This window comes from Chryseobacterium sp. KBW03 (assembly GCF_003852415.1).
In the GTDB taxonomy this organism is placed as follows: Bacteria; Bacteroidota; Bacteroidia; order Flavobacteriales; family Weeksellaceae; genus Chryseobacterium; species Chryseobacterium viscerum.
Window position 1 is genome coordinate 287,044 of sequence record NZ_QAJO01000003.1, and the last position, 11,813, is coordinate 298,856.

General features: G+C 35.6%; 11 protein-coding genes. 1 reads left to right on the forward strand and 10 read right to left on the reverse strand.

Annotated features, from left to right (window positions below):
- Positions 1-2 precede the first annotated feature (2 nt).
- The 10 genes from DBR39_RS05180 to DBR39_RS05225 form a co-directional block, all read right to left on the reverse strand.
- Positions 3-566 carry a hypothetical protein gene (locus tag DBR39_RS05180; protein ID WP_124531150.1) on the reverse strand — a complete coding sequence of 188 codons (564 nt, stop codon included), beginning with the start codon at positions 564-566 and terminating at the stop codon, positions 3-5.
- A 77-nt stretch (positions 567-643) separates the two neighbouring features.
- Positions 644-2,419 (reverse strand): acyl-CoA dehydrogenase family protein, encoded by a 1,776-nt coding sequence (locus DBR39_RS05185; protein WP_124531151.1) that lies wholly within the window; start codon positions 2,417-2,419, stop codon positions 644-646.
- 117 nt (positions 2,420-2,536) lie between these two features.
- Complete coding sequence (locus tag DBR39_RS05190) at positions 2,537-2,905, reverse strand: four helix bundle protein (RefSeq protein ID WP_124531152.1); 369 nt, start codon at positions 2,903-2,905, stop codon at positions 2,537-2,539.
- A gap of 57 nt (positions 2,906-2,962) precedes the next feature.
- Positions 2,963-4,144, reverse strand: coding sequence for an acetyl-CoA C-acyltransferase (locus DBR39_RS05195; RefSeq protein ID WP_124531153.1), 1,182 nt, complete (start codon positions 4,142-4,144; stop codon positions 2,963-2,965).
- A 120-nt stretch (positions 4,145-4,264) separates the two neighbouring features.
- Positions 4,265-6,658 (reverse strand): 3-hydroxyacyl-CoA dehydrogenase/enoyl-CoA hydratase family protein, encoded by a 2,394-nt coding sequence (locus DBR39_RS05200; protein WP_124531154.1) that lies wholly within the window; start codon positions 6,656-6,658, stop codon positions 4,265-4,267.
- A gap of 54 nt (positions 6,659-6,712) precedes the next feature.
- The gene (locus tag DBR39_RS05205) at positions 6,713-7,165 is read right to left on the reverse strand and encodes a MarR family winged helix-turn-helix transcriptional regulator (RefSeq protein WP_103233950.1); all 453 of its coding nucleotides are present in this window, start codon (positions 7,163-7,165) and stop codon (positions 6,713-6,715) included.
- Between the two features lie 166 nt (positions 7,166-7,331).
- Positions 7,332-8,255 carry an ABC transporter ATP-binding protein gene (locus DBR39_RS05210; RefSeq protein WP_124531155.1) on the reverse strand — a complete coding sequence of 308 codons (924 nt, stop codon included), beginning with the start codon at positions 8,253-8,255 and terminating at the stop codon, positions 7,332-7,334.
- Between the two features lie 98 nt (positions 8,256-8,353).
- A complete protein-coding gene (locus DBR39_RS05215) occupies positions 8,354-8,731 on the reverse strand; it encodes a GxxExxY protein (protein ID WP_124531156.1) in 378 nt (125 codons plus the stop codon).
- A gap of 338 nt (positions 8,732-9,069) precedes the next feature.
- On the reverse strand, positions 9,070-10,041 hold the full coding sequence (locus DBR39_RS05220; protein WP_185147136.1) for an iron ABC transporter permease: 972 nt from the start codon (positions 10,039-10,041) through the stop codon (positions 9,070-9,072).
- A 25-nt stretch (positions 10,042-10,066) separates the two neighbouring features.
- Positions 10,067-10,627, reverse strand: a complete 561-nt coding sequence (locus DBR39_RS05225) for a TlpA family protein disulfide reductase (protein WP_124531158.1) — start codon at positions 10,625-10,627, stop codon at positions 10,067-10,069.
- Between the two features lie 33 nt (positions 10,628-10,660).
- Here DBR39_RS05225 and DBR39_RS05230 point away from each other — a divergent pair, with 33 nt between their 5' ends.
- The gene (locus tag DBR39_RS05230) at positions 10,661-11,785 is read left to right on the forward strand and encodes a ferredoxin--NADP reductase (protein ID WP_124531159.1); all 1,125 of its coding nucleotides are present in this window, start codon (positions 10,661-10,663) and stop codon (positions 11,783-11,785) included.
- Positions 11,786-11,813 lie beyond the last annotated feature (28 nt).

Here is an 11,813-nt window from a genome sequence, read left to right on the forward strand (position 1 = left end):
ACTTAAAGTTTTTTAAATGTCCATTCATCTTTTAATGATAGCTGATACTTTTTTGTAATGATCTTTTTGGGAAATAAAATCGTAAGTAATATATTTTCATGATGATCATTCTTTTTGTCAGAAATAATAGCCATAGAGTAATAAGAGTGGTTTCCTTTGGACTTCCATTTTTCAAACTCTGTATCTCTATATATTTGCAGGCTTTCGTCACTTTCATTTTTTTCCTTTTCCATCCAAAATAAATCCATCTTTAAATAACCAGGATAATCATGGGCCAAGTTCTTTATTTCATCGATTAGAAAGGGATATTTTTTCAAAATCATGTGGGCATCATTACATCTCCTTTCTTCAATCTCCCGCATTGCTTCAGTACCACAAATGACTATTCTGCGATCCACAAATACTTTTTTAGGTTTCTCTGGTTTTGAATGATAGGCAGTCAATATTTTATTTAAAACACGATCTTCAAGAATACCATTGCAGGCTAAAGTATCATTCTGTCTGCGCTGTGACAATGCAATAACGGGTAGTAAAATAGTAATGATAAAATATAATTTTAATTTCATGTTTAGTTTTTATCATTTAAATATATAAAAAACGCCTCATTTTGAGGCGTTTTGAATCAAATTTATGTTATTAAAGACTAATAAGCTCCTTTTTCAATGTAATGAGCCGCAACTTTTTCAGTTAAAGCCACTACATTCGGCTGATTAGTATATTTTGTGAATCTTCTTAATCCAGAAAGCATCATTCTCTGTTCGTCACCTTCTGCGAAAGAAACAATTCCTTCTTTTGCCGCAGAAATGATTTTGTCAATAGCTTTGTAAAGATTTAATTGAGCCATTGCAGCTTCCACAGAATCAGCAGAGAAATGTTTTTCAGCTCTTAAAACTGCAGATTCTGCCATGTAGATCTGGTTAAGGATTTCAGAAGCATTCAATAATAAATGCTGTTGTTTCTCAATATCCATCATATATTTCTGTAGAGCAGCTCCGGAAACCATTAAGAATACTTTCTTAAGATTGGCGATAATTGCTTTTTCCTCACTCATGAATTCTGAATAATCAGGAACTTCAAATGAAGGGATACCCATCAATTCTTTGCTGATTGCCATTGCAGGAGATAAAAGGTCCAATTCACCCTTCATTGCTCTTTTAATAAGCATTCCTACAGCCAAAAGTCTGTTGATTTCGTTGGTACCTTCATAGATTCTTCCAATTCTTGCATCTCTCCATGCAGATTCCATCGGAGTATCTTCTGAGAATCCCATTCCACCATAGATCTGAATTCCTTCATCGGCTGTATTTTGAGTAAGATCAGATACAAAAACTTTTAGGATAGAAGCTTCAACTGCAAACTCTTCAACCCCTTTCAATTCAGCTTGTTGGTGATCCATGCCTCCGGCAACCAATTCTGCAATTTTATCTTCTACATTTTTTGCTAAACGGTAAGAACCCGCTTCACTTACGAAAACTCCGGTTGACATTTCAGCAATTTTCTTTCTGATGGCCCCAAAAGTTGAAATGGAAACTCCAAATTGTTTTCTTTCGTTTGCATACTGAATAGAGTGGTTTAAAATTCTTCTTTGTCCGTCAAGATTGGCAGCAGCTAACTTAATTCTACCAACATTTAAAGCATTCAAAGCGATTTTGAAACCATTGTTTCTTTCACCCAACATATTTTCGACAGGCACTTTCATATCATTAAAGAAAACCTGACGAGTAGAAGAGGAGCGAATTCCTAATTTATGCTCTTCCTCACCAAAAGATAAGCTGTTTGGATCTTCTAATTCTGAACGGTTGATAACAAAACCTGTAATGTTTTTATCATCATCTATTTTAGCAAATAAAGTGAAAGTATCAGCAAAACCTGCATTGGAAATCCACATTTTTTGTCCGTTGATGATGTAATGTTTTCCGTCATCAGACAATTTTGCTCTTGTCTTTCCTGAGTTGGCATCAGATCCAGCATCCGGTTCAGTCAAACAATAGGCTCCAAATTTTGTTCCGGTAGCTAAGTCCGGAAGATATTTCTTTTTTAATTCCTCGCTTCCGTAAAGAAGAGTTGGAAGAGTCCCGATTCCGGTATGCGCCCCATAAGCTGTTGCTAATGATCCATTTCCTCCCGAAACATAATCACAAGCCAGCATTGTGCTCACAAATCCCATTCCAAGACCACCATATTCTTCAGGAACAGTAATTCCCAAAAGTCCCATTTCACCTAACTGACGCATCGTTTTTTCGGTCAATTCATAGTCTTTTTTCTCAAAACGGTCATGATGTGGAATCACTTCTCTATCTATAAATTCCTTCGCAGAATCACGAAGCATTTTTTGTTCTTCACTCAGTTCTTCAAGACTGAAAATTTCGTTTGCAGGAATTTGTTTGATTAGGAATTCCCCGCCTTTTAATGTAGCCATATGTTATTTTGTTATTTAAATTTTTTTTTAAAGACATTGGATAATAGACGGATAGATGATAGATTATGAGTGTGGTCTATTTTCTATCTGTCTATTATCTCTTTGTCTTTTCTCTTATTAGTCCCTATTTAAAGTATTCTGAAATACCATTGTTGCTTTTTGAAATTCTTCAATTTTAATTTCAAAGATTTCAGTTTTTTCATCAGATAAATATTTTCTATGATTTGCCAACAATATTTGTGTTTGCAATTCAAATGAAGAACCTAAAGAAATATCTAAAAAGTGACTAAAAGACTTATTTGTTCTGCTTGAACCTTCGGCTATATTTGATGGAATTGAGATAACGCATCTGTCCATTTGACTTTTCAGTCCATATTTTTCATAAGTTGGAAAAGTATCTGTAAGATCTAAAGTTAATCTTGATAATTCCATACCCATTTGCCAAATTTTAAGCTTCTTAAAATTGTGTCTTTTAAAATCATTCATGCATTTCTTGTGTCTTTACCTTCTATTATCTATCCGTCTATTCTCTCATTTGTCTATTTATAGAAGTTCAAAAATAGAAGCCGCTCCTTGTCCTGTTCCTACACACATAGAAACCATTCCGTACTTGTTGCCACGTTTTCTCATTTCGTCAAGAAGTTGAACGGTTAGCTTTGTTCCTGTACATCCAAGCGGGTGTCCAAGGGCGATGGCTCCTCCGTTTACGTTTAAGATGTCAGGATTTAAACCTAATTCTTTCTTAATGGCAACTGATTGAGAGGCAAATGCTTCGTTAAGTTCGATTAACTCGATATCTTTTAATTCTAAACCTGCTTGTTTTAAAGCTTTTGGAATAGCATAGATAGGTCCCATTCCCATGATTCTTGGCTCTAATCCGGCTGCAGCATAAGCAACTAATCTTGCTTCAGGCTCCAATCCTAATTCTTTTACCATTTCCTCACTCATTACCATTACGAAAGCTGCTCCATCACTCATTTGAGAAGAGTTTCCGGCTGTTACGCTTCCTCCGTTGGCAAATACGGGTCTTAATTTTGCTAATCCAGCTAAAGAAGTATCTGCTCTAGGACCTTCATCTACTGAAAAATCAAACTTTTTAGTCTGCATTTTCTGATTTTCATCCAGGAAATTGTATTCTACAGGAATCGAAACAATCTGGTTGGCAAATCTTCCTTCCTGATTGGCTTTTAAAGCTTTCATATGAGATTCAAAAGCAAACTGATCCTGTTCTTCTCTTGTAATATTGTATTGTTTAGCTACTTCTTCCGCAGTGTAACCCATTCCCCAATAATAATCAGGGTTTGTTTTTGCGATATCTGTTTCAGGAACAGGCTTGTAACCTCCCATTGGGATGTATGACATTGATTCTGTACCACCAGCGATGATACAATCTGCCATTCCAGCCTGGATTTTTGCAGAAGCAATTGCAATCGCCTCACTTCCTGAAGCACAGTATCTGTTTACGGTTACTCCCGGAACTTTATCAGTATTTAATCCCATCAAAGAGATCAGACGTGCAACGTTCAGCCCCTGTTCAGCTTCCGGCATTGCATTTCCTACGATAAGGTCATCAATTCTGTTTTTATCTAATTGTGGGAGCTCAGCCATTAATTTTTCAATAACGGTAGCCGCCATGACATCAGGTCTTGTAAATCTTAAACTTCCTTTTGGAGCTTTTCCAACGGCAGTTCTGAAACCTTTTACTATATATGCTGTCTTTGACATTGTTTTATTAATTAATTGTTATAAAAATTAACCATACTGTTTGTCATGCTAAAAAGCATCTCTCCAATGTTTAGATTCCTTCGGAATGACAAAGTGTTCGTTAATTATTTTTTGAAATGATTAGTTTCTTAGTGGTTTTCCGTTCTGTAACATGTACTGGATTCTTTCCAAAGTTTTTCTCTCTCCACAAAGCTGAAGGAAGGTTTCTCTTTCAAGGTTCAGCAAGTATTGTTCTGTAACAACTGTCGGTTCAGATAGATTTCCACCTACCATTACGTTGGCCAGTTTATCAGCAATTTTCTTATCGTGTGCAGAGATGAAGTTTCCGGTTAACATCTGGTCAGTTCCTACGTAGAACATTCCTAATGCATCTTTACCAAGAACTTTTACTTTTTGCTCGATTGGCTGAGTATATCCTTGTTCTGCTAATAGTTTTGCTACTTTTTTAGCTTCTGCAATCTGTCTGTTTTTGCTTACGGAAACGATGTCTTTCCCTTTTTCAAGGATTCCCATATCGTAAGCTTCATACGCAGAAGTAGCTACTTTACCCATTGCAATGTTCATGAACGCTTCACGAAGTCTGTTGTTTTTAACATCATCGCTGTGGAATTCTCTGGAAGTTCTTAAAGTCAATTCTTTAGTACCACCTCCGCCAGGAATTACCCCAACTCCGGTCTCTACAAGCCCGATATAAGTTTCTGCTGCCGCAACCACTCTGTCTGCATGCATTGTCATTTCGCATCCACCTCCCAAAGTCATTCCGTGAGGAGCAACTACTACAGGAATAGAAGAATAACGTACTCTCATCATGGATTTCTGGAAGTAAGCGATCGCCATATTCAAATCATCCCAATCCTGCTCGATAGCCATCATAAGGATCATAGCAAGGTTGGCTCCTACAGAGAAGTTCGTTCCCTGATTTCCTACCACTAATCCGTCATATTCTTTTTCTGCTAAATCGATCGCTCTGTTTAAGCCATCAAGAACTTCGCCTCCAAGAGAATTCATTTTTGAACGGATCTCGAAGTTGATAATTCCGTCTCCTAAATCTTCAATTGAAGCGCCTGAATTGCTCCAAAGCGTTTTATTTTTTCTGATATTATCTAAGATGATGAATGCATCCTGACCCGGAATTTTGTTGTATTCTCCTGAGTTTTTATCCACATAAATGCTTTGTCCTTCATCATTCACTTTGTAGAATGTCTCTACATTTTTTACCCAGTCTGAAACTTCGTATCCTGCATCTTTTGCCAGTTCAATACCTTTTTGAACACCTACAGCATCCCAGATTTCAAACGGACCGTTTTCCCATCCAAAACCGGCTCTCATGGCATCGTCTATTTTATAAACCTCGTCAGAAATTTCAGGAACCTTATGCGAAACATAAGCGAATAACGCCCCTAAAGATTTTCTGTACAATTCACCCGCTTTATCTTTACCACCAATTAAAACTTTGAATCTGTCAATTGGTTTATCTATAGCTTTTGTTAATTCTAAAGTAGGGAATGATGATTTTCCTTGAAGTTCATATTCTAAAGTATCAAGGTTTAATCCATGAATTTCAGATTTTCCATCTGCATTTTTCACTTTTTTATAGAAACCTTGTTCCGTTTTTGAACCTAACCATTTGTTATCCATCATTTTCTGGATATAAGCTGGAAGGGCAAATACATCATTAAAGTCATTCGCTTCAGCACCGCTCTGGCGAACACCATTGGCTACCATGACCAAAGTATCAAGACCTACAACATCAGCTGTTCTGAAAGTTGCAGATTTCGGACGTCCGATTACCGGACCTGTTAATTTATCAACATCAGAAACGGTAAGTCCTAGTTTCTGTACATTGTGAAGAAGATCCATCATAGAGAATACCCCGATTCTGTTGGCGATGAAAGCTGGAGTATCTTTGGCTAAAACAGTTGTTTTACCTAGGAATTTTGCTCCATAATTCATATAGAAATCGATGATCTCAGGATCTGTATCGTTAGTAGGAATAATCTCTAAAAGAGGAAGGTATCTTACCGGGTTGAAGAAGTGAGTTCCTGCAAAGTATTTTTTGAAATCCTCGCTTCTCCCTTCTGTCAGGAAGTGAATAGGAATACCGGAAGTATTAGAAGAAATTAATGTTCCCGGTTTTCTGAACTGTTCAATCTTTTCGTACACTGACTTTTTGATGTCAAGTCTTTCTACTACTACTTCAATGATCCAGTCTGTATTTTTTATTTTCGGTAGATCATCATCGAAGTTTCCGATTTTAATTCTGTCTGCAAACTTTGGAGAATAAAGAAGTGCAGGACTTGCTTTTTTTAGTTTTTCAAAGTTTTCGGAAGCAATTCTGTTACGCACTGCTTTGTCATCTTTGGTCAAACCTTTTTTCTGTTCAGCTTCAGTAAGTTCAAAAGGAACAATATCCAAGAGTGATACTTCAACACCGATGTTGGCGAAGTGAGCTGCGATACCGCTTCCCATAATTCCTGAACCAAGAACCGTTACATGTTTGATTCTTCTTTTCATATGTAAATTTTTATTTTTATAAGATTATATGGAACCCTGAGGGTTCAACATAATTTATTTTCTATTGTTTAATAATTCGTTTGCTATTTTCATGATTTCAGTCATCACGTCTTTGAAAGCGTCCATCTTTTCAGGAGCGATTTTCTCCATCACTTTCTTGTTAAAGTTGACAACGACTTCCTTTGACATGTTTCTGGAGTTGAGTCCTTTATCTGTAAGCTTAATGATAACCTCTCTTTTATCAGTGGTTGTCTTTTCCTTATAGATATATCCGTTATCTTCCAAAAGTTTGATGATTCTCGTTAAAGAAGTGGGTTCAATAGCCATTTTAGGACCAAGATTGGTACTTCTGGTTCCTTCTTTGGGATCAATTTTAAGAAGGGTGAGAGCTTGTACCGCTGTGGAATCATGTTCCTGGGCTAGTTCTGTGTACATTTTAGAAACAGCCAACCAAGTCTGCTTTAAAATTAAATCTACGTTTTCTATTTTTTCTTTATTATTATCCATCATTTTTTGCGCCAATGGTTTTACCCAAATTTAGTAAATATTATGCATGCATAGTATTTATTAACGTTAAATTTTGTTAATAACCTGATAGTAAATAGATTAAATTGTATGATTAGCATAATACTATGCATGCATAGTATATGGATTAATCAATAAAAGTGTAGTATTAATGAATGTTTTTAATAGAATTAATGATTTCTTCAAAAGATTCACATTGGTAACTGGCGGAATCTTTAGTGATTACCCAAAACGAGTGCTGGAATTCAAAATTGAAAGAAGAAAGGTCTTTTTGGAAGTTTTTTTGAAGCAGAGAATACAACATTTCTTTGTGAACTTGCGGTGCTGAGATTTGCGGAGCAATAAAATTTTCATTGACCTGGAATAATGAAGCATTGGTGAGTTCATCATGTTGAAGCAGGATATCTTCAACAATTCCCGAATACAGATGATTTTCCTTTACATACCATATTTTATCTGCAAATTCTTTAGCCAATCTCCAGTCGTGAGAAGAAAACAAGATGAGCTTATTCTGTTCTTTGGCTAATTTTCTAAGAGTCTTGAGAATAATTACTTTATTTTTTTCATCCAGATGAGTGGTAGGCTCATCCAAAATAATAATGGGAGAGTTCTGAGTAATAGCCCGTCCTATAAATGCTTTTTGAAGGTTTCCGTCTGACAGATTTTTCAAAAGGGTATATCTGTATTGATTCAAATCCAGCTCTTCAATGATATGAGCAACTTCTTCGCGGTCTTCTTTTTTTAACTCAAAATAAAAAGGGTAGTAGATATATTTTCCCAGGGAAATAAGATCCTCAACCGTATAATGCTGCGGAATAACCGACTTTGAAAAAACAATTGCAATATTCTCGGCAATTTCTTTTACAGAGAGATTCTTTACATTTTTCCCATTAATAGCAATCTCTCCATTCAGTAAAGGGAGCTGATGCAGAATAGATTTGATCAGTGTTGTTTTTCCTACCCCATTATTACCAATCAGCAGGCATACATCACCAAGCTTCAAATCCGCATTGGCGTTGGAGATTAATGCTTTATTGTAGCCGATATTTGCCTGTTTGATCTGTAGGTGCATGCTTTTGTTGGTTATCTGCAAAAGATTAAAATGTTTTACAAAAATAGTGTTTTAAGGCGCAGGGAATTTGACTTTTCTAAATTTTTATTCTGTTTATTCTATAAGTTGTTCACAATTCTTGTTACCCCGTTTTTGAAAACATCAGATTGAAAGTTGAGTAATAGTCCCAATTTACAGTTTGTCATTTTTAAATAAGTTAGAAGTTGCGCTTTATGAGCAGGAGATATATACTCAACTGTTTTTAATTCTAAAATTAATTTGTTTTCAATTATCATATCAAGTCTGAAAGCGTTTTCTATTTTTAAATCCTCATAAATGATAGGAAATAATTTTTGTTTTTCTACCTGAAAGCCTGATTTTGTTAATTCATAGAACATACATTCTTCGTAAACATGTTCAAAGAGTCCTGCTCCAAGTTTTTTATGAATCTTTAAACCGGTTTCAAAAACTACTTTTGATAATTCATTTTCTGTCATTTGTGGTGTTTTGTTGAATCTAAATATATGAATTGTTGGTTAATAATTGTGAGATGGAAGACTGTAATCTATGATGTATAAAAAATTAAAAACCCTCAGAAAACTTGGGTATAGTTTTATAGACACAGGGTGTTGGGTAAACGCAAAGGCGCAAAGGCTTGTAATACGTTGTGTATATTTTAAGGCGCAAGAAAATCAAAAATTTTCAGCAAGAAGGAGGTAAGGATATTTTTTGTTTGGAATATGCAGTTTTCAATTTTATCGGAGATAAAATATTTGCGCCTTAAAATGTTGTAATTTTAAAAATAACTTTGCGTCTTTGCGTTTTCCAACAAAAATTACACTTTATTCTGCTTCAAAAGCATCATCAGAATCACTGGAATTCCAAATACAGAGCTTATCACATTCAAAGGGATCTGTGTTTTTTCTGCAATAACTGAGAAAAATAACATGATCAGTATTCCCAGAAACATATTAAGAATCCATTGCTGCCATAATTTGGATGGATTGTAAATGAGTCTGCAGAAATGAGGCACAATGATTCCGATAAATAGAATAGGACCTAGAAATGCAGTAATAGAGGCTGAAAGAAGAGAGGACGCTACTATTATTAATAGTTTCAGCTGTTTCAGGTTTACTCCTAAACTTTGTGCATAAGAGTTCCCAAGAGAGTTTCCAATAAGAGGCTTTATCGCTCTGAAACAAATGAAAAGACCTATGGATACTAAGATAAACAGTATATAGATCTGATTTCTGGTCACCATATTATTAGCTCCGAAAGACCATAAAATATAGTTTTTCAGGCTTTGATTTTCTGCATAAAACTGAAGCAGGGATACAATTGCTCCGGCAAAAGCTGAGACAAGAAACCCGAAAATAATAAGATAAGATTTATCCTGAAACCTGTTAGACATTGATAGAAGAATCAGCATTAACAGTAAACTTCCTCCAATTGCTGATAAACTAAGAAAACTGTTCTGCAGAAACTCAGGCAGTAGAATATTATGGGAAAAGAAAATATAAAAAGCGACCGACAGACTGGCGACCGAAGTGATTCCCAATATATCAGGCCCGGCCAGGGGATTTTGAAAATACTCCTGCATCAGAAAACCTGAAGTAGGAATTGAAATTCCGGCAAGCATGATCACGAGAACACGGTTGATACGGATTTCGGCAATCTGATTATGAGCAGAATCTTGAAAAAAGTCCTGGAAACTTAAACTTAAAAATCCTGTGTTCATATTAATGACAGCACTTACAATAATTGCAATCACGAATAATAAACACAGGATTTTAAATCTTTTTGACATGATTCAGAAAGAGTTCAGTCTATTTTTATTGTAAGAAAGAATCGATTTTTGAATTCAATACATCTTCCGTCATCATTCCCAGATATTCATCGGTCTTATCTCCTTTTCTCATGAAAGTAAAGGGAATAGAACCTCCGTCCCATTGCTTGAAGTTATTATGAAAGAAGTTTTGATCTAATTTTTGTCCATCCAGTAAGATAATACTGCCTCCTAACTTGTTTTCTGCTGCAAAATTTTTAACAGCACCAGCCCATTCTGCCTTATCATCAAGATTTACGAAAGTGAATTTTACAGGTTTTCCCTTCAATTCCTCCATTTTATTTTTAAAGCTTGGAATTTCTCTCATACATGGGCCACACCAGGTTGCAAAAAAATTGGTAACATATAATGTATCATTATTTTTGGCTAAGTGCTGGCTTACATTTTCAGGGGAAAGTTCTTTTGGCGCGGCTGTACTTTCCTTAGTATCTGTGGTTTGAGATACGGAAAGAGAATCTGTAGCTGCTGTATTTTCAGTTTTCTGACCTTCTTTTTTACAGCTGTACAGTGCAGTAAGAAGTAACGTGGATAAAATTATCTTCTTCATAAATTATTTTTTATCTATTTTTGAATTGAAGTTATGGAACAACAAATCTATAAAGGGAAACTAATACAGTTTCATCCGTTAAAAATAGCGAAAAAGGAAGAGCTGACCAAAAATACTTTTTCTCTGGAGTTCGATATTCCTGAGAATTTAAAAGAAAATTTCAGGTTTGAGGCCGGGCAGTTCGTCAGTATACGATTTCAATCACATGGGAAAGAGGTTATTAATGATTATTCAATGACTTCGGCTCCTTATGAGGGTAAAATAAGTCTTGGAATAAAGATTAATTCCTCTGATGGAGCGACTTCTCAGCTGTTTGAAAACTATAATGCAGGTGACGAGATTTGGGTGAGTGAACCTGCCGGAAGATTTACATTGGTTTCCAAGCCAAGTGAATTCAGAACGATTGTTGCTTTCGCTGCCGGTATAGGAATTACTCCTATTCTGAGCCATTTTAAAAATATTCTTCATACCGAACCGAGAACGAGGTTATTTTTGTTTTTTGGAAATAAAAGCTCCGATGAGTTGGTCTATCGCGAACAGTTGGATCATCTCGCCAGAACTTTCGGGGACAGACTTCAGATATTTTACTTTTTTTCACAGGAGAAAACAGGAGATCAGTTCTTTTATGGCAGATTGGATGAAAAGAAATTGCACCTTATCATTAATCAAATCCTTCATTTGGATGATACAGACGAAGAGTCTACGATCTGGGATGCTGTAGATGAAGTGCTGATTTGTGGAAAGGGAGAGATGATCAAAACATTGGCTAATGCCTGTTATCACCACGGGATTCCAAAGAAAAATATCCATTTTGAACTTTTTGAAGAATTTAATGATGATATTTATCCTGTAGAAAGAGAATTTCCTCTGATTGAAAATATAGAAGTGGAGTTTACAATATTCGGAAAGAAATATACAGTTCAACTTCCTGATAATAAGGATAAAATCCTTCAGCAACTTTTGATTCAGAAGTTTCCGGTTCCTTATTCCTGTAAGTCAGGAATTTGTGGAAGCTGTGAATGTTCTTTGGATGAAGGAGAAGTGGAACTGCTGGAAAATGAATATCTTACCGAAAAGGAAGAAGAACAAGGGCATATTTTAGCTTGCATGTCTATTGTGAAAAGTAAAAAAATAAAGCTTAACTTTGATCTTAGTTGAGAATTATTAGGAACATATTTAACCTGGG

What these genes read in the sequence shown, in the direction of transcription:
- DBR39_RS05205 (WP_103233950.1), bottom strand. Translation starts at nt 7,165, where the DNA reads ATGGATAATAATAAAGAAAAAATAGAAAACGTAGATTTAATTTTAAAG.
- DBR39_RS05185 (WP_124531151.1), bottom strand. Translation starts at nt 2,419, where the DNA reads ATGGCTACATTAAAAGGCGGGGAATTCCTAATCAAACAAATTCCTGCA.
- DBR39_RS05220 (WP_185147136.1), bottom strand. Translation starts at nt 10,041, where the DNA reads ATGTCAAAAAGATTTAAAATCCTGTGTTTATTATTCGTGATTGCAATT.
- DBR39_RS05225 (WP_124531158.1), bottom strand. Translation starts at nt 10,627, where the DNA reads ATGAAGAAGATAATTTTATCCACGTTACTTCTTACTGCACTGTACAGC.
- DBR39_RS05195 (WP_124531153.1), bottom strand. Translation starts at nt 4,144, where the DNA reads ATGTCAAAGACAGCATATATAGTAAAAGGTTTCAGAACTGCCGTTGGA.
- DBR39_RS05210 (WP_124531155.1), bottom strand. Translation starts at nt 8,255, where the DNA reads ATGCACCTACAGATCAAACAGGCAAATATCGGCTACAATAAAGCATTA.
- DBR39_RS05180 (WP_124531150.1), bottom strand. Translation starts at nt 566, where the DNA reads ATGAAATTAAAATTATATTTTATCATTACTATTTTACTACCCGTTATT.
- DBR39_RS05215 (WP_124531156.1), bottom strand. Translation starts at nt 8,731, where the DNA reads ATGACAGAAAATGAATTATCAAAAGTAGTTTTTGAAACCGGTTTAAAG.
- DBR39_RS05200 (WP_124531154.1), bottom strand. Translation starts at nt 6,658, where the DNA reads ATGAAAAGAAGAATCAAACATGTAACGGTTCTTGGTTCAGGAATTATG.
- DBR39_RS05190 (WP_124531152.1), bottom strand. Translation starts at nt 2,905, where the DNA reads ATGAATGATTTTAAAAGACACAATTTTAAGAAGCTTAAAATTTGGCAA.
- DBR39_RS05230 (WP_124531159.1), top strand. Translation starts at nt 10,661, where the DNA reads ATGGAACAACAAATCTATAAAGGGAAACTAATACAGTTTCATCCGTTA.